Genomic DNA, 16,739 nt, shown 5'->3' with positions numbered 1-16,739 from the left:
TAGTTTCAAACGCCGCATCAACCGTGACGCTGCTCGAAGTCCGCCATAAAAGCAACCAGTGCCTCAACCGCCTCCAGCGGCACCGCGTTGTACAGGGATGCGCGCATGCCACCCACGGAGCGGTGCCCTTTCAGGTTCAGTAATCCGGCCTCCTCTGACTCTTGCAGGAACTGCTTGTCCAGCTTGTCGTCCGCCAGGACGAAGGGGACATTCATGCGCGAACGGCTGTCTTTTGCCACCGGGCTTGAGAAGAATGCGCTGCGATCAAGAAAACCGTACAGCAGCCCGGATTTCTTCAGGCTGAGTTCCGCCATGGCGTTCACCCCACCCTGGGCCTTGAGCCATTTGAACACCAGCCCGGACAGGTACCAGGCGAACGTCGGGGGAGTGTTGTCCATGGACTGGCCGTCGGCGGCAATCTTCCAACTCAGGCTGCGGGGAATTTCCGGCAGCGCGCGATCCAGCAGATCTTCGCGCACGATACCCACCGCAATCCCGGACGGACCGATGTTCTTCTGCGCACCGGCGTAAATAAAGCCAAATTTTTCTACGGGGATCGGTTGCGACAGAATAGTGGAAGACATATCCGCCACCAGCGGGCTCTTCACCTCGGGAATATACGGAAACTCCACACCGCCGATGGTCTCATTGGGCGTGTAGTGGAAATAAGCCGCATCCGCGCTTTCCTGCCAACTGTCCGCTGCCGGCGCGTAGGAAAAATTGCGGTCCTCCGCCGAGGCCACAATGTTGACCTCACCATAGCGCTCCGCTTCCTTGATCGCCTTTTCGGCCCACTGGCCGGTGTGAATGAAGTCCGCCTTCTTGCTGCCGGCGCCAAACAGGTTCATGGGGATCGCGCTGAACTGGGCGGTGGCGCCACCCTGCAGAAACAGCACTTTGTAGTTGTCGGGAATATGCAACAGATCCCGCAGGTCCTGCTCGGACTGCTCCGCCACCGCGACAAATTCCGGAGAACGGTGACTGATTTCCATCACCGAACAGCCCATACCCTGCCAATCCAGCAACTCTTCCTGCGCCTGGCGCAACACCGGCTCCGGCAGCGCCGCAGGACCCGCACAGAAATTAAACTTCCTCATTGATTTCAATTCCCAGAAGATAAACAGACCTGAAGGACGCCTCTAAAAAACATCGCCACCTGGCGCGCGTAGTAGATTTTTGAGGCGCCCCGGATTAAATCTTTGCCAATTCCAGCCATTGCTAAACTGGCAATCACGGAATTCACTCACGCAGGTTACAGGGCTTTCGCCCGCAACCCGATCTGGCCAGCTGAAGTCAAAAAAGGCCGCGAGTTATCGCAGCCTTTCCAGGGTTACAGCGGGCGCGGCCATCACTCGTCCGCAGCGCCATCATCGGCAACGGCCCCGTCTTCGCTGTTGGCATCGTCCGTTTCCTGGATCCGCGCCAACCCCACCAGCTTCTCGCCCTCTTTCAGGCGGATCACCCGCACCCCCTGGGTGTTGCGACCAAGTACGGAGACCTCATCCACCCGTGTGCGCACCATGGTGCCCTGATCGGAAATCAGCATGATTTCCTCACCGGGATGTACCTGGCATGCACCGATCAGTGCGCCATTGCGCTCACTTTCGGCAATGGCGATCACCCCCTGGGTACCGCGGCCCTTGGTGGGGAAGTCGGACGTAGCGGTGCGCTTGCCGTAACCATTTTCGGTCACCATCATCACCGAGCCGCCCTCTTCCGGAATCACCATGGCGATCACGGAAACCCCGTCTGCCATGCGGATACCGCGCACACCGCGGGACACACGCCCCATGGAGCGCACGTTTTCCTCGGCAAAACGGGCGGCCTTGCCGGCGCTGGTCAGCAGCAGTACATCGCGGCTGCCATCGGTAATCGCGGTGGCGACCAGACGATCGTCCTCGTCCAGGTCGATTGCCCGCAGGCCGACACTGCGCGGACGCGAGAAGGCGGTCAGCGGGGTTTTCTTCACCGTGCCATTGGCAGTGGCGAAGAAAATGAAATGGTCTTCATCGTATTCGGACACCGGCATCAGGCTGCTGATGCGCTCACCCTCCTCCAGCGGCAGCATGTTCACCATCGGACGGCCGCGGGAGGCACGGCCAGCGGTAGGCACTTCGTACACCTTCAGCCAGTACACTTTGCCGTGGTTGGAGAAACACAGGATGGTGTCGTGGGAGTTGGCGATCAGCAGGTGCTCGACAAAATCCTCATCTTTCACCTGAGTGGCCGACTTGCCCATACCACCGCGGCGCTGGGCCTGATAGTCGGCCAGCGGCTGGCTCTTGGCGTAACCGCCGTGGGAGATAGTCACCACCTTGTCTTCCGGGGTGATCAGGTCTTCTACCGACAGATCCTGGCGGGAGGCAACAATCTCGGTGCGGCGGGCATCGCCGTACTCTTTTTCCAGCACTTCCAGCTCTTCGCGGATCACCTGCATCAAGCGCTCGGGACTGCCGAGGATTTCCAGGTATTCTGCAATCTGCTCCAGGCGCTCGCTGTACTCCGCCAGCAGTTTGTCGTGCTCCATGCCGGTCAGGCGGTGCAGGCGCAGCTCGAGAATGGCCTGGGCCTGGGCCGGAGACAGGTAATAGGCGCCGTCGCGCATGCCGAATTCTTTTGGCAGCTCATCCGGGCGGCAGGCATCGGCACCGGCGCGCTCCAGGAACTGCTGCACATCACCCACCGGCCAGCCCTTGGCGAGCAGCGCTTCGCGGGCATCCGCGGGGGTGGCAGAGGCTTTGATCAGCTCGATTACCGGGTCGATATTGGAAATGGCGATCGCCAGACCTTCCAGAATATGCCCGCGCTCGCGCGCCTTGCGCAGCAGGTATACGGTGCGACGGGTAACCACTTCCTGGCGGTGGCGAATAAAGTACTCAAGCAGTTCTTTCAGGTTCAGCAGCTTGGGCTGGCCATCGACCAGCGCCACCATATTGATACCGAACACGCTTTCCAGCTGGGTCTGGGAATAGAGGTTGTTCAGAACCACATCCCCAAGCTCGCCGCGCTTGAGCTCGATCACTACGCGCAGGCCGTCCTTGTCGGACTCGTCGCGCAGTTCGGAAATTCCCTCGATCTTCTTCTCTTTCACCAGCTCGGCGATGCGTTCGATCAGGCGCGCCTTGTTCAGCTGGTAGGGAATCTCGTGGATGATGATAGTTTCGCGACTGGTTTTTTCGTCGCGCACCACTTCCGCCTTGGCGCGCACGTAGATACGGCCGCGGCCGGTGCGGTAGGCCAGCAGAATACCGGCGCGGCCATTGATGATGGCGCCAGTGGGGAAATCCGGACCCGGGATGTACTCCATCAGCTCATCGATGGACAGCTCACTGTTATCGATCAGCGCCAGGCACCCTCTCACCACCTCGCTCATATTGTGGGGCGGGATATTGGTCGCCATACCCACGGCGATACCCGAGGAGCCGTTCACCAGCAGATTCGGCACCCGCGACGGCAGCACTTCCGGCATCTGCTCGGAGCCGTCGTAGTTGTCGATAAAGTTGACCGTCTCTTTATCCAGATCCGACAACAGCTCGTGGGCGAGCTTATTCATGCGGATCTCGGTGTAACGCATGGCTGCCGCGCTATCGCCGTCGATAGAACCAAAGTTACCCTGACCATCCACCAGCATGTAGCGCAGAGAGAATGGCTGCGCCATCCGCACGATGGTGTCGTACACCGCACTGTCGCCGTGCGGGTGGTATTTACCGATCACGTCACCCACCACACGGGCGGACTTCTTGTAGGGTTTGTTCCAGTCGTTTTTGAGTTCGTTCATGGCGAAAAGCACGCGCCGGTGCACCGGCTTCAGACCGTCGCGCACATCCGGCAGCGCACGGCCCACAATCACGCTCATCGCATAGTCGAGGTAGGACTGCTTCAGCTCTTCTTCGATATTGATCGGAGAAATTTCTTTGGCTAATTCGCCCATATTTTCAGGCATTCCTTATCGTTAACGCCAACCGCGGGGCAGGCCCCGGCTTCACCCATTGCCGCCGCCGCGCTTTGGGCGGACATCGCAACAGACTGGGAAACTGTTGGGGCCTGCTGCTCGCAGACCCCGATCAAGCGGGCGATTCTACCACAACTGGCGCGCGGTAGGACGACTTGTAGAGACTTGTTCACACCCCCACACATCGCTAAAGTCTGCGACTTTCTTCCAGAACAAAAATCGAGCAATGCCAAGCACCAGCACCCCCACTCAAAACAAGCGACAAACCATCGACACACTGATTCACGCCCGCTGGATCATCCCCGTGGTGCCCAGCCAGCGGGTGTATGAAAATTGCTCACTAGCGATCGACGATGGGGTCATCTCTGCCATCCTCCCCACCGCGGAAGCACGCCACCGCTTCAGCGCACGCGAGGAACACCAGCTCGACCAGCAGATCCTGATTCCCGGCCTGATCAACACCCACAACCACGCCGCCATGAGCCTGCTGCGAGGCTTTGCCGACGACCAGCCGTTGATGACCTGGCTGGAAAAACACATCTGGCCGGCGGAACAGCAGTGGGTCAGCCCTGAGTTCGTCGGCGACGGCACCCGCCTCGCCATGGCGGAAATGCTGCGCAGCGGCACTACCACCTTCTCCGACCAATACTTCTTCCCCGAGGCCGCAGCCGCCGCCGCGCGTGAAGCCGGTATGCGCGCCCAGATCGCCTTCCCGATCATCGACTTCCCCAACGCCTGGTCCAGAAACGGCGACGACGCCATCGAAAAAGGCCTGACACTGCGGGACGACTACCGCTCCCATAGCCGAATCGGCCTCGCCTTCGCCCCCCATGCCCCCTATACCGTGGGCGACGAAACCCTGAAGAAAATCGCCATCTACGCCGATGAACTGCAGATGCCCGTGCAGATGCATCTGCACGAAACCGCAGGCGAGGTGGAAAAAGCCCTCAAAGACACCGGCCTGCGCCCCACCCAGCGCCTGCACAACCTCGGCCTGCTGTCTCCGCAGATGCTCTGCGTCCATATGACCGCCCTGGACGACAGCGACATCGCCCTGGTCCAGAAGACCGGCGCCCACGTCAGCCATTGCCCGCGGTCCAACCTCAAACTCGCCTCCGGCTTCACCCCCGTGGCGAAACTCCTCGATGCCGGCATCAATGTCGCCCTCGGCACCGATGGCGCCGCCAGCAACAACGGCCTCGACATGCTGCTGGAAACCAACACCGCCGCCCTGCTCGCCAAAGCCGTATCCGGCAATGCCGACGCCCTCCCCGCCCACCAGGCCCTCGCCATGGCCACCATCCACGGCGCCCGCGCCCTGGGAATCGACGACGTGACCGGCAGCATCGAAGTGGGCAAAGCCGCCGACCTGTGCGCCATCGACCTGAGCGAACTGGAGCAGCAGCCGCTGCACGATCCGCTCTCGCAACTGATTTACACCGCCAATGGGCACCATGTGCGCAATGTATGGGTGGCGGGGAAACTATTGCTGCGAGATCGCAGACTAATGACCCTGAACGAGGAAGAACTGCGGCAACGGGTTGGGGTGTGGCGTGATAGAATTGCCGGTCGCACAACCTGACACCTAGCGAACGAAGTCAGAACTTAGAATTGAAGCTGGCGCTCCCGGTAACCGTTTCCGGGACCGTCTGCGGCCAGGACGGCCGCAGCCGAGCCCCCATGGATGGGTTAAGGGGGGGCGCCGAGCCCGTGTCCCGGAAACGGTTACCGGGAGCGACGGCGCCAGTGAAGGTGGGGAAAAACGGACCCCACAAACGCAATAAGGCCCAAATGACCAACGTAGATCCGGCGGAAATCGCCAAATTTGAACAATTGGCCAGCCGCTGGTGGGACCAGCAGGGTGAATTCAAACCCCTGCACGAGATCAACCCCCTGCGCGCCAACTACATCGACCAACGCGCCCCCGTCGCCGGCAAAAAACTGCTCGACGTCGGCTGCGGCGGCGGCATTCTCACCGAAGCCATGGCGCAACGCGGCGCCGACGTCACCGGCATCGACCTGGGCGAAGCCCCGCTGAACGTGGCCAGACTCCACGCCCTGGAGAGCGGCGTATCCATCGATTACCAGCGCATTCCCGTCGAAGAACTCGCGGAAAACGCACCCGCCAGCTACGACATCGTGACCTGCCTGGAAATGCTCGAACACGTACCCGATCCGGCCTCGGTCATCCGCGCCTGCGCCCAGCTCGTCAAGCCCGGTGGCCACATCTTCCTCTCCACCATCAACCGCACCCCCAAAGGCTGGCTCTTCGCCGTGGTCGGCGCCGAGTACGTACTGCGTATGCTCCCCAAAGGCACCCACGAATACGGCAAATTCATCCGCCCGTCGGAACTCGGCCGCTGGGTGCGCGAGGCCGGCCTACAAACCCGCGACATCACTGGCATGACCTACAATCCCCTCACCAAGCAGTACAAACTCAACCCGAGGGACGTAGACGTCAACTACCTGATGCACACCATCCGCCCAGCAGAATAAATACTGAAGTACCCGGATATGAAAGCTGTACTCTTCGACCTCGACGGCACTCTGTTCGACACCGCCCCGGATTTCGTGGTGGTGCTCAACCAGCTGCGCCAGCAGGAGCAACTACCACCACTGGCGGACGCCACCATCCGCGAAGTAGTCTCCAACGGCGCCCGCGCCATGGTGCGCCTCGGTTTCGGGGTCGACGAAGGCCAGCTCGGTTTCGACGATCTGCGCCAGCGCCTGCTGGATCTGTACCTGATGCACCTGGCCAAGCACACCGTGCCCTTCCCCGGGATTGAGCGACTGCTAAACCAGCTGGCAGAAAACGACATCGCCTGGGGTGTGGTCACCAACAAACCTTCTGCCTACACCATTCCACTGCTGCAGGCATTCGCGCACCTACCCACACCGGGCGCCGTAATCTGCCCGGATGACGTAACCAACCGCAAGCCGGACCCGGAGCCTATCCTGCTCGCCTGCAGCCGCATTGGTTGTGAACCCGCGGAAGCGGTGTACGTGGGCGATCACGAGCGCGACATCGCCGCCGGACGCGCCGCCGGGATGCCCACCATCGCCTGCAGTTATGGCTATATCGACAGTGGCGACGATCCGGAAAACTGGCACGCCGACCATCTAATTCATGATGCCAGTGAAATCTGGCCACTGTTGCAGCAGTTTTATCTTAAAAAGTGATCGCGGCGCGCGATCGACAATCCATCAACGAGCCCAATCCCCGATGTCTGAAACCATCACCGACTACCAGGCCCCTGCGGACCTGCTGAAAGACAAAATCATCCTCGTCACCGGCGCCGGCGACGGCATCGGCCGCGTGGCCGCGAAAACCTATGCGGCCCACGGCGCCACCGTGATTCTGCTGGGCCGCACCGTGCCCAAACTGGAAGCGGTGTACGATGAAATCGAAGCCGCCGGCGGCGCCAAGCCTGCAATCTTGCCTGTGGATCTGTCCGGGGTGAAATGGGAAGAACTGGAGTTTCTCGCGCAGGGCGTGGAGCAGGAGTTCGGCCGTCTCGATGGTCTATTACACAACGCCAGCCTGCTGGGGCAACGGACCCCCATGGCCAACTATCACTACTCCGTGTGGCAACAGGTTATGCAGGTGAACGTGAACGCGGCCTTCGGCCTCACCAAGGCGATGCTGCCATTACTAGAGGAAGCCAAAGCCGCGTCGGTGATTTTTACCGGTTCCGGTGTCGGCCTCAAAGGCCGCGCCTACTGGGGCGCCTACGCTGTGTCAAAATTTGCCACTGAGGGCATGATGCAGGTATTGGCGGATGAAGTGGATGGCGTGTCGAATATTCGCGTCAACAGTATCAATCCCGGCGCCACACGTACCAATATGCGGGCTGCCGCCTACCCTGCTGAAGATCCGAAAACCGTCGCCACACCGGAAGAAATAATGCCCACCTATCTCTACCTGATGGGCGATGACAGCATTGGCGTAAACGGAAAACAGTTCAACGCGCAAAAATAACTCATACCCGCCAGACCGAACCAAGCCCTCTTACACCTACCGAAGATTGACGCCCCGAAGTCCAGTGCTCATAAACACTGGACTTTGAAGAACTCCGTTAAATTTTTCACCAGCCTGCTGAAAACCATTTCCCTGTTGACGCAATTTCTTGTTTTTGCGCTTTTTTCCAACTTCGCTTCGCACCTCACCTCGAAAAAGATCCCGCCATAAAAAAAACATACACGCCTATTTTGCGTAAAAGTTCCTCAATGGCACGAAAAATTGGTTGTTTTTCCCACAGATCCAAATTTTCAGAATTACACTTTTCATGAACTTCGATGAGTTTTGTTTTCCAATGGTATTTAAGGGGTTACCTCGATGAAATTGACACATTCTTTTGCGCCTTTGTTGTTAGCACCGTTAGCATGCGCGATTTCCAGCGTGGCACTCGCAGGTGACTCTGGCTATGCACCAATGCCGCCGGCACCACCTGTACAGACACAGGAATTCATCGTGCGGGTCGGTGGTTCGTACATGTCACCGAGAAATGACAAAGTCAGCTTTGTGGACGAAACATTCCAGTACTTTGATGCATTCCGCGCTACCGTGGACCCGGATGACGAGTGGGGCTGGCTGATCAATGTCGAATGGAAACCGGTAGATCACTGGGGTTTCGAACTCGGCTATGTCAACGGTGAAACACATTCGGGCGGCGATGCCGACGGTTATCTTTCACTGGTTCTCGATGGCGAGCGCTTCGGCGATGTCGCCAGATTCGAGGCAGACGTCAGCACTGCGAGCCTCAAGTTCTACCCCCTGGATCCATCCTGCATGGTCCAGCCCTACGTTGGTGGCGGGATCAGTTATACCGATTTCAATGGGACCAATTTCCGGGGCGCTACCCGCGCTAATCTGGAAAGCCTGGGGCTTCGCGGTGAATTCGATATCGGATATTCCTGGGGTTATACCTGGCAAGCCGGTGTCGATTTCAACTTCGGCCATGACAGCTCCTGGCTGGTGAATGTCGCCGCCGTGTACGCACGTTCTGTGACAGACATGAGATTCCGGGTGTTCGACGACGTTCCCCCGCCCGCGGGTGAGGATGCGTTCTTCGATTCCTACTCCGGCGATTACATTTATGACCCGTGGATGTTCAATCTGTCTGTAGGTTATAAATTCAGTTTCTGATGATTTGATTCGGCTGATTAAACAGGGCGCCTCGGCGCCCTTTTTTCATACTGTGCGCAGAGCAACGGTTTCCCTTGTGACCACCTACCCAGAGCGCTCGACTCGCCACGGCGGGTTGAGCCGGTTTTCCCCCGCCCAGTAGAGTTTGATCTTATTGCCACTGGGATCATAAAGCACCGCTTCGCGCCACAGCCAGCGCATATCCTCCGGTAGCTGTGCGAATTCGACTCCTTTTTCCTGCAGCATCGCTACCCGCCGATCCAGATCCTGACACTCGAAATAGATCACCGCACCATTGTGAAATTCGCCCTCATCCAGCGACAGTGAAAAACTACTTTCGCCCTGTGGGCATTCAAAGCGCGCGTAGTGCGGCGTATCCACAATTTGCAGGCAACCGAGACGGCGATAAAAGGCCGCGGCCAGCGGCATATCGCGCACCGGCAGGGTTATTTGATTCAGATTCATTGATTGCAACCTAATGTTTTTTTATTCCGGCAAAGCATAACCTCTTGCCGAACTCATGTGCATCCGATCATTTCCCGGCAACTCGGTGGTGCCAACCATTGGGCAGGATTACACTTCAACCATGCACAGACATCGTCCTCCAGACTCACACCGCCAGGAACATGGACCCAAGCGGCCACAGAAGCGCGTATTACCCGTGAAAATAACCGTGCGCCGAACCGGCGGGGAAGATATGAAACAGACACTTGCCAGCGAACTCGGATCGCTCGCCAGCGAGTCGCGCAATCCCGACACACTGGATATCGACCTGCTGCCAACCCTTGGCATTCTGGAAAAAATCAACGATGCCGACAGCCATGTTCCCGGTGTGGTTCGCCAGGTACTGCCGGAAGTGGCGCAGGTGGTGGATGCCGTGGTGGACGCCTTTCGCTGCGGCGGGCGCCTGATCTACATGGGCGCGGGTACCAGCGGGCGTATCGGCCTGTTGGATGCCGTGGAATGCCCGCCAACCTATGGCGTACCGGAGGGCATGGTTATCCCGCTGATCGCCGGCGGGGAAGCGGCGGTACACCGCGCTCAGGAGGGCGCGGAGGACGATCCGGCACTGGGGGCTGAAGACCTCAAAAGCATCGGGTTGACCCCCCGGGATATTGTCGTCGGCATTGCCGCCAGTGGTCGCACGCCTTACGTGACCGGTGGGTTACGCTACGCCCGCAGCCTGGGTTGCACTACGGTGGCACTGGCCTGCAACAAGTCCGCAGCCATTGCAAAAGAAGCGGATATTGCGATCCTTCCGGAAGTGGGCCCGGAAGTACTCACCGGTTCCACTCGGATGAAAGCGGGCACTGCGCAAAAGCTGGTGCTGAACATGATCACCACCGCCAGCATGATTCGCAGCGGCAAGAGTTTTTACAACCTGATGGTGGATGTAAAGGCCACAAATCAGAAGCTGTTGGATCGCACCCGGCGTATTGTGGTGGAGGCAACCGGGGCATCCTATGAAGAAGCAGACCAAGTGCTGGATCAGTGCGATCACAACGCCAAACTGGCGATCATGATGATCCTCAGCGGACTTGAGCGCGCGCCGGCGGAGGCCGCACTGAAGAACGCCGACGGTTTCCTGCGTCTGGCGTTGCAGCGCCTGGAGCGGGAGGCAAAATCCGACTGATCTGCGTCCGCTTACTATCGCTTCAAACAAAAAAATACCTGGCGTTTTCCGTAATACTGTTCACTAAGCAGAATATCGGGCGAAGGTGGCGATGGCGGGTGCGCTCTTGTGAGACCTTCTGCGAGAGGGACCTCGCAGAAGAGCCCCCATGGATGGGTCTACGGCGTGTCTCACAAGAGCGCACCCGGTAGCGGCACCGCCACAGAGCTGCTTAAGAGAACACCACTACGGCGTTTTCCGGGTATTTTTTGTCTGAAGCGATATTGGAGATGCGCTTCTGCTACTCGTGCGCGTGATCAATCTCGGCATCGGATTCTGGCACGGTTTCCATATCGCCCCCGGCTGTTTCCGAGGTTTCATCCAGCGCATGCTCCATGGCCTCAGGCACGTCCGCGAACACATCCTCATCCGCTGCTGCCATCACGTCCTTATCGGCCGGGCTGACGCTGGGCCCGGCGGCCTCAACCTCCGCCATCGCGGCCTGTACCTCTTCGACCATGGCGTCTTCGGCAGTAACCGCGTGGGGTGCCGTAACCTCGAGGTTGGTGTAGTAAAAGTAACCACCTACTGCCGCAATAACGAGCGCGGGAAGTATCAGTTTTTTCATTTCGGACCCCTGATTGTGTTGACTTATGCTTATTCTTACCTGCAATTCCATTGTTCCATGGCCTCACGGGAGGAAACGTGACAAGTGGCTCACTTTGCATTGTCCGCTCCCGCGGCTTGAGGCAGAATTTCCCGTACTCAACGATCGAAACTGACTAAATGGAAAAAATAATGCCGCCCCACTCCCATACATCTCTACTGCTTCCAGCCCTGCTACTGGCGGTGATCTCACTTCCCGCTGCCGCAGTCGAATCTCTCCGCGAACAGTTACAGCAGTGCAGTCAGTTCAGTGACAACAACAAACGTCTCGACTGCTTCGACCAGATTACCGGCAATCTGCACCAACACGCGGAGCAGCAGTTTGGCCAGGAACAGAAACAGGTCATCGACGAGGCTCCCGAGTCCATTACCGCCACCATTGCAAGCGCAGCGGAGGGGGCTTTCGGCAAGTACATCTTTACTCTGGACAATGGTCAGGTGTGGCAACAGGTGGAAAGTGGTAACCGCGCCATTTGGCGTGGCGGCGAGCAGGTCGCCCTGGAGCGCGGCGTATTCGGCTCCTTTTTTATGCGCAAGGTGAGCGGTGGACGCGCCTTGCGCGTCAAGAGGATTGAGTGAACAGATGTACCGCTACTCCCCCGCCAAACCTTTCCGGAATTATATTGTTGAGCAATAAAGCTGTAGGCTTTTTGAACATTTTTGACTATCCCCCCGCCTCAGGCGCGATCTTGCGGTGAGAAAACCCGGGAGTCGCTTTTTCTCCGGCGCACTATTCGACCGTCATCTATAGTCAGTAAGTAGACATGGCGATTTGTGCGCCATACCGCAATCCTGCGAAAGGATGACGCCGGTGGTTTTACGGCAGGCAGAACGGTCGAGACGGCTGCACCGCCCTGCCCCAGCATAAGGTTCAGACTTTGTCCCGAGTAAACATCAACTCAAGGGATGATGAATGGCTGAAGGATAATGGCAACAATCTGACCGGGGATGACTTCCAGCAGGAAGACCCTGAACAATCCATTGAAGCCTCCGGGGATATGATCGAGGAGGACTCCGTATCCGACGATACCCTGGGCGACAGTGTCGGCACACCGATGCAGAACTATCTGAAGCATTTGTATCGTCTAGACCTGCTGACCCCGGAAGAGGAGCACACCACCACCTGTCTGTTGCGGGAACTTGAAGAAAAAATCATCGCCCTGCTGCAGAAACGCGGCACCGATCTGGTTGAGCTGCGCAGTGAAGGTGTGGAGCAGCGCGGCAGTACCGGTGCCTACGATCACGGACTCATCATCGCCAGGGCGGAAGCGTTGCTCAAGGGAGATAAAATCTCTCACCGCGACCGCAGCACCCTTCAAAACCTGATGAAACGCTTCAAGGAACAGCGCAAGAAGCTGATCCAGTGCAACCTGCGGCTGGTCATCGCCATCGCCAAGCGCTTCCGCAATCCCTCAGTGCCGTTTATCGACCTGATACAGGAAGGCAACGTGGGGTTGATGAAGGCCATTGAGCGCTTCAAACCACAGATGGGCTACCGCTTCTCTACCTATGCGTATTGGTGGATTCAACAGGAAATCCAGCTCACCCTGCGGCGCAATGACGACCTGGTGCGCCAACCCGCCAATGTGCAGGACGACCTGCGCAATATCTATCGGGCTATCAATCAGGTGCGATCGGAGGGATTGCCAGCATCAGACGAGAACATCGCCAAACAGAGTGGGCTGGAGCTGGAACGGGTGCAGAGTCTGTTGAAACTGCCCGGCCCCACCAGTTCGCTGGACGACCCCATCTCCGATGATCAGAACAGTACACGGCTCGACTACGCGCCGGCAAACGAGATGCTCAATACCGACGAGCTCGTATCCAGCCAGGAACTGGCGCAGAGGTTGCGGGATGCGGTGGCCAAGCTGCCTCCGCGGCAACGTACGGTGTTGAGCCTCCGTTACGGCCTGATCTCAGACCGCGACTGCTCCTTCCGCGTCATCGGCGAACAGCTGGGACTCAGCCAGGAGCGCGCACGCCAACTGCACTCGGATGCGCTGCGACAGCTCAAGCGGCAGTGGCGCTGACGCGTCTTCATCGCCCTCTTCTCACCCCAGCACCCCCGGCAGTCCGGGCGGTGCTGTTTGCGATCGCGGCGAGAACGGCTAATCTTGCAAAGACCGGCAGCATTCTGCATCCCGGTATTTAAAAGCAATAACTGGCGAATCAACTGGCGATAGCACTATGCCCCGTCCCCGATCTGGCGTTTCCGCAATACGACATTTTTATCTGATGCTCCTGGTCTGCGGCATTGCACTTATGAACGTTCCCGCACACGCCCAGGCACAGAGCAAAGGCGGCTGGATGGAGGGGGCTCAGGAGTTCATCTTGAGCGGTGGCAAGGGGTTGGGAGACGCGCTGATCCAACAGTACTCCATTGCCGGGGCCAATATGGTCGGCGCCAACTGGTCCTATCAGTTTTACGATTACCCCGGCAATCACCACTTCCAGTGGTGGGCCCAGGTGAGCTACAGCTATATGTGGCACGATTACCGAGGCGAAGACCAGACACAACATATCTGGGAGTTGAAACCCATAGTGCGCTGGTATCCACGCAGTGAGGCACAGGGCCTGTTTGGAGAAGCAGGCGTCGGAGTGGCCTACCTCGATGAACGCAGCTTTGGCCGGATTGATCTTTCCACCAACCTAAACTTCTCCCTGCACTTTGCCGCCGGGTATACCCTAAACAGCGGCGACACCCTGTCATTGCGCTACAGCCATTTTTCCAACGGCTATACCAACACCCCGAACCCGGGGTTCGACTTTGCCTCACTGAACTGGCACAAAAAATTCTGACGCACCAACTACCCATCGCCATAACAAAACGGTCATATGGCAATCAAAATCCTGTCACACAGCACAGTAATAATAGCGTCCTCATTAACAGCCGAACTGGCTGACTGGCTGGCGCCGTAATTACACCGGAAGTCTCCGGTGCCCTGCCCAACCGCAATAACAATCATCGCGGCGCTCCAGAGATACCGGACCTGTAGCCGCATGATTCAAACCATCTGCCATCTTATTGCCAGCCGGGAGCACGGCGGGCTCGAAAAACACGTTGCCGACCTGTCGCGCTGGCAGGCGCACAATACCGGCGCTCACATCGCTGTCATTGCCCATCCCCGCTATCTGCAAACTCTGGATGAACGCATCCAATTCATTCCTTTGAATACTGACCGCAGCCGCCACCATCCCAATCTGGTCTGGCGCCTGGCGAGCCTGATCCGCAAGGGCGGTTACCAGATAGTACATGGCCACGGGTCAAAATCTGCACAACTGATGGCCGCGGTGCAGCCCTACACGGAAACCCGCCAGGTCATCACTCGCCACAACGTGCGCCATCCGCGCGACAAACTCGCCAGCGCCTTCGATGCGCGTATTGCCATCAGTCACACCACCGTCGCCAATTCCAAACTGGAGTGGAACATCATTCCCAACGGGGTGGAGCTGTCGGCGCCTGCGGCCAACACGGTGCTGCCTGGGCTGCCGTCCTCTGACGGACCGACGCTGCTGGTGGCAAGTCGCTTAATCAAAGCGCGCTGTGTGGATCAGCTGATTACCGCAATGCCGTTGCTACCCGGTACGCGGTTGATGGTGTTGGGCGACGGGCCGGAGAAAGAAGCCCTACAACAGCTGGTCAGCCGCCTGCAGCTGGACAACCGTGTCGCCTTTTTTGCGGGGAACAATACATTGGCGGACTTCATGCAAGCCGCAGATCTGGTCATCATCCCAGCAGCAGCGGAGAGTACTCCATACACGCTGCTGGAAGCACTGCTGCACCGCACGCCGGTGATTGCCAGCGCGAACGGCAATGCCATCGACCTGCTGCCGCCTGCCTATCTGCTCGACGACGTCGAGCCCATACACATCGCAGAAAAAATTCAGGCGACGCTGCGGAGCACGACATTAGACACGGATTTCGCGCCACTGTTTGCCCGCGCTCAGCAGGAATTCACTCTGGATTCCATGGCCCGGGCCACCTGGCAGGTCTACACAGGGCTTATTGCCTGAGACGGCGGGCGCAAATCACGCAGTCTCTGCAACCCTGCTTCCGGTTGCCGCACGCCCTTCACATAACTGCCGAAACCATCCCACCGTCTGAGTCGTAGTTTCCGCCAGACTGAAGCCGGTGAAATTCACATTGGGTGAGTGGTTCAGAATGGACTCGCAGGTATCGGCAAGTCGCGCGGCCAGGGTCGCATTGCCGCTGCTGGAAAGATCGGGCAACAGCCCCTGCGGAAAACACTGCTGTAAAATTTCTGTGCCAGTTCCAGCCAGCGCCACGGCGGGACAACCCATGGCGAGCGACTCGGTGATGACCCGGCCGGTACCAGCCGGATCACCCGAGAGATCCAGTGTCAACCGAGCGCTGGCGTAAAGCTCACGCATATCGCGGCGGGCCCCAAGAAACAGTACATACTCGGCAAGCCCCATGGTTTCAGCACGGTGCTCAAGACGCCGGGCAAACTTTTCTTGCCCCGGCACCACTTCACCGACAATCAGGCCAAAGATATCCGGGAGCGTCTGTTTCAGCACCGCCAGCAGTTCAAGAAAGCACTCCAGCCCTTTTCCCGGTGCGATGGGTGCCGGCAACAGCAGCCAGTTGCGCCCCTCCAACTGTGGAAACTGGTTCAACAGCTTCTGGTGCCAGTGTCCGGAGACCGGCGCCCACCGGTCCAACTCACGGGTGTTTACCCCGCGGTAGCGCACCTGAGGCCCTGAAGACGCGTCACCATTTCCTCCCGCGGTCGCCTGATTGAGGATGGCGCCGTAGCGCAGTTGCAACTCGCGGGCCAAAGACCCGGATGAAGCCATGACTAACTCACCGCGCGCCAGCGCGCCGTTCACTCGTCCACGGAATAGACCACTGGGCGGCAGAGTATGCAGTGCTGTTACCAGACGCGGCCGCATCGCCTCGGGGAGGGATTGCCACACACACCAAGCGTGCCAGCTGCACAGTGCGTCACGGGCCAGCAGGATATCCGGCCGCAGATTTTCCAGCAGCCGGCGCAGCCTGCCGTGAATGCGCGCGCGAAAAAATGGTTTCTGGTCGACGGGTAATTGATGATGCTGGCAATTGTGCAACGTCAGGCGCGAGACCAGAGTTCCCCCTGCGGAGATCACTGCAGATTCATGCCCCTGCCTTGCGAGCTCCTGAGCGAACTCCAGCGTCTCTTGCGCCAGTTCGCCACCGTCCATAGAAGGTACCAATTGCACAATCCGCATAGCCGAGCAAACTCCATTCCACGATTCAAGATCACCTGCCGCCCGTGCCGCTTTCCGCACAAGATCAATACTTGCACAGGATGCGCGATCAAAAGGCCGGAAGAAAATATCGGAAAAACACTTCCGCAACCAAT

General features: G+C 58.6%; 15 protein-coding genes. 10 read left to right on the top strand and 5 right to left on the bottom strand.

Annotated features, from left to right (window positions below; all coding sequences use genetic code 11):
- Positions 1 to 17: 17 nt before the first annotated feature.
- Both serC and gyrA read right to left on the bottom strand, forming a co-directional pair.
- Positions 18 to 1,097 (bottom strand): 3-phosphoserine/phosphohydroxythreonine transaminase, encoded by a 1,080-nt coding sequence (gene serC / locus FDY93_RS08705; protein ID WP_138235353.1) that lies wholly within the window; start codon positions 1,095 to 1,097, stop codon positions 18 to 20.
- Positions 1,098 to 1,348: 251 nt separating this feature from the next.
- The gene (gyrA, locus tag FDY93_RS08700; RefSeq protein ID WP_138235352.1) at positions 1,349 to 3,931 is read right to left on the bottom strand and encodes a DNA gyrase subunit A; all 2,583 of its coding nucleotides are present in this window, start codon (positions 3,929 to 3,931) and stop codon (positions 1,349 to 1,351) included.
- A 247-nt stretch (positions 3,932 to 4,178) separates the two neighbouring features.
- On the opposite strand from gyrA, the gene FDY93_RS08695 reads away from it, so the two are divergent.
- From FDY93_RS08695 to FDY93_RS08675, 5 genes are all read left to right on the top strand, one after another.
- Entirely contained in the window at positions 4,179 to 5,534 is a 1,356-nt protein-coding gene (locus FDY93_RS08695; RefSeq protein WP_138235351.1) for a TRZ/ATZ family hydrolase, read from the top strand.
- A 209-nt stretch (positions 5,535 to 5,743) separates the two neighbouring features.
- Positions 5,744 to 6,448, top strand: coding sequence for a bifunctional 2-polyprenyl-6-hydroxyphenol methylase/3-demethylubiquinol 3-O-methyltransferase UbiG (ubiG, locus tag FDY93_RS08690; protein WP_138235350.1), 705 nt, complete (start codon positions 5,744 to 5,746; stop codon positions 6,446 to 6,448).
- Positions 6,449 to 6,466: 18 nt separating this feature from the next.
- A complete protein-coding gene (locus FDY93_RS08685; RefSeq protein ID WP_138235349.1) occupies positions 6,467 to 7,132 on the top strand; it encodes an HAD family hydrolase in 666 nt (221 codons plus the stop codon).
- Between the two features lie 43 nt (positions 7,133 to 7,175).
- Complete coding sequence (locus FDY93_RS08680; RefSeq protein ID WP_138235348.1) at positions 7,176 to 7,931, top strand: YciK family oxidoreductase; 756 nt, start codon at positions 7,176 to 7,178, stop codon at positions 7,929 to 7,931.
- Positions 7,932 to 8,444: 513 nt separating this feature from the next.
- Complete coding sequence (locus FDY93_RS08675; protein WP_240914202.1) at positions 8,445 to 9,098, top strand: OmpW family outer membrane protein; 654 nt, start codon at positions 8,445 to 8,447, stop codon at positions 9,096 to 9,098.
- Between the two features lie 84 nt (positions 9,099 to 9,182).
- Here FDY93_RS08675 and FDY93_RS08670 read toward each other — a convergent pair whose 3' ends face one another.
- Positions 9,183 to 9,563, bottom strand: a complete 381-nt coding sequence (locus FDY93_RS08670; protein WP_138235346.1) for a VOC family protein — start codon at positions 9,561 to 9,563, stop codon at positions 9,183 to 9,185.
- Between the two features lie 232 nt (positions 9,564 to 9,795).
- Between FDY93_RS08670 and murQ the strand changes: the two genes are divergently transcribed.
- Positions 9,796 to 10,731, top strand: a complete 936-nt coding sequence (gene murQ / locus FDY93_RS08665; protein ID WP_138235345.1) for an N-acetylmuramic acid 6-phosphate etherase — start codon at positions 9,796 to 9,798, stop codon at positions 10,729 to 10,731.
- Between the two features lie 280 nt (positions 10,732 to 11,011).
- On the opposite strand, the gene FDY93_RS08660 is transcribed toward murQ, so the two are convergent.
- Positions 11,012 to 11,338, bottom strand: coding sequence for a hypothetical protein (locus tag FDY93_RS08660; protein WP_138235344.1), 327 nt, complete (start codon positions 11,336 to 11,338; stop codon positions 11,012 to 11,014).
- 170 nt (positions 11,339 to 11,508) lie between these two features.
- Between FDY93_RS08660 and FDY93_RS08655 the strand changes: the two genes are divergently transcribed.
- The 4 genes from FDY93_RS08655 to FDY93_RS08640 all read left to right on the top strand — a co-directional run bounded on the left by FDY93_RS08655 (position 11,509) and on the right by FDY93_RS08640 (position 15,390).
- Positions 11,509 to 11,955, top strand: a complete 447-nt coding sequence (locus FDY93_RS08655) for a hypothetical protein (protein ID WP_138235343.1) — start codon at positions 11,509 to 11,511, stop codon at positions 11,953 to 11,955.
- A 299-nt stretch (positions 11,956 to 12,254) separates the two neighbouring features.
- A complete protein-coding gene (locus FDY93_RS08650; RefSeq protein ID WP_138235342.1) occupies positions 12,255 to 13,406 on the top strand; it encodes a sigma-70 family RNA polymerase sigma factor in 1,152 nt (383 codons plus the stop codon).
- A gap of 232 nt (positions 13,407 to 13,638) precedes the next feature.
- Entirely contained in the window at positions 13,639 to 14,175 is a 537-nt protein-coding gene (locus tag FDY93_RS08645) for an acyloxyacyl hydrolase (protein WP_240914201.1), read from the top strand.
- 201 nt (positions 14,176 to 14,376) lie between these two features.
- Positions 14,377 to 15,390, top strand: a complete 1,014-nt coding sequence (locus FDY93_RS08640) for a glycosyltransferase family 4 protein (RefSeq protein ID WP_138235340.1) — start codon at positions 14,377 to 14,379, stop codon at positions 15,388 to 15,390.
- Positions 15,391 to 15,405: 15 nt separating this feature from the next.
- On the opposite strand, the gene FDY93_RS08635 is transcribed toward FDY93_RS08640, so the two are convergent.
- A complete protein-coding gene (locus tag FDY93_RS08635; protein WP_138235339.1) occupies positions 15,406 to 16,605 on the bottom strand; it encodes a glycosyltransferase in 1,200 nt (399 codons plus the stop codon).
- Between the last annotated feature and the right edge of the window lie 134 nt (positions 16,606 to 16,739).

It is taken from the genome of Microbulbifer harenosus, assembly GCF_005771435.1.
Lineage (GTDB): Bacteria > Pseudomonadota > Gammaproteobacteria > Pseudomonadales > Cellvibrionaceae > Microbulbifer > Microbulbifer harenosus.
This window is presented reverse-complemented; position numbering and strand designations above follow the sequence as displayed.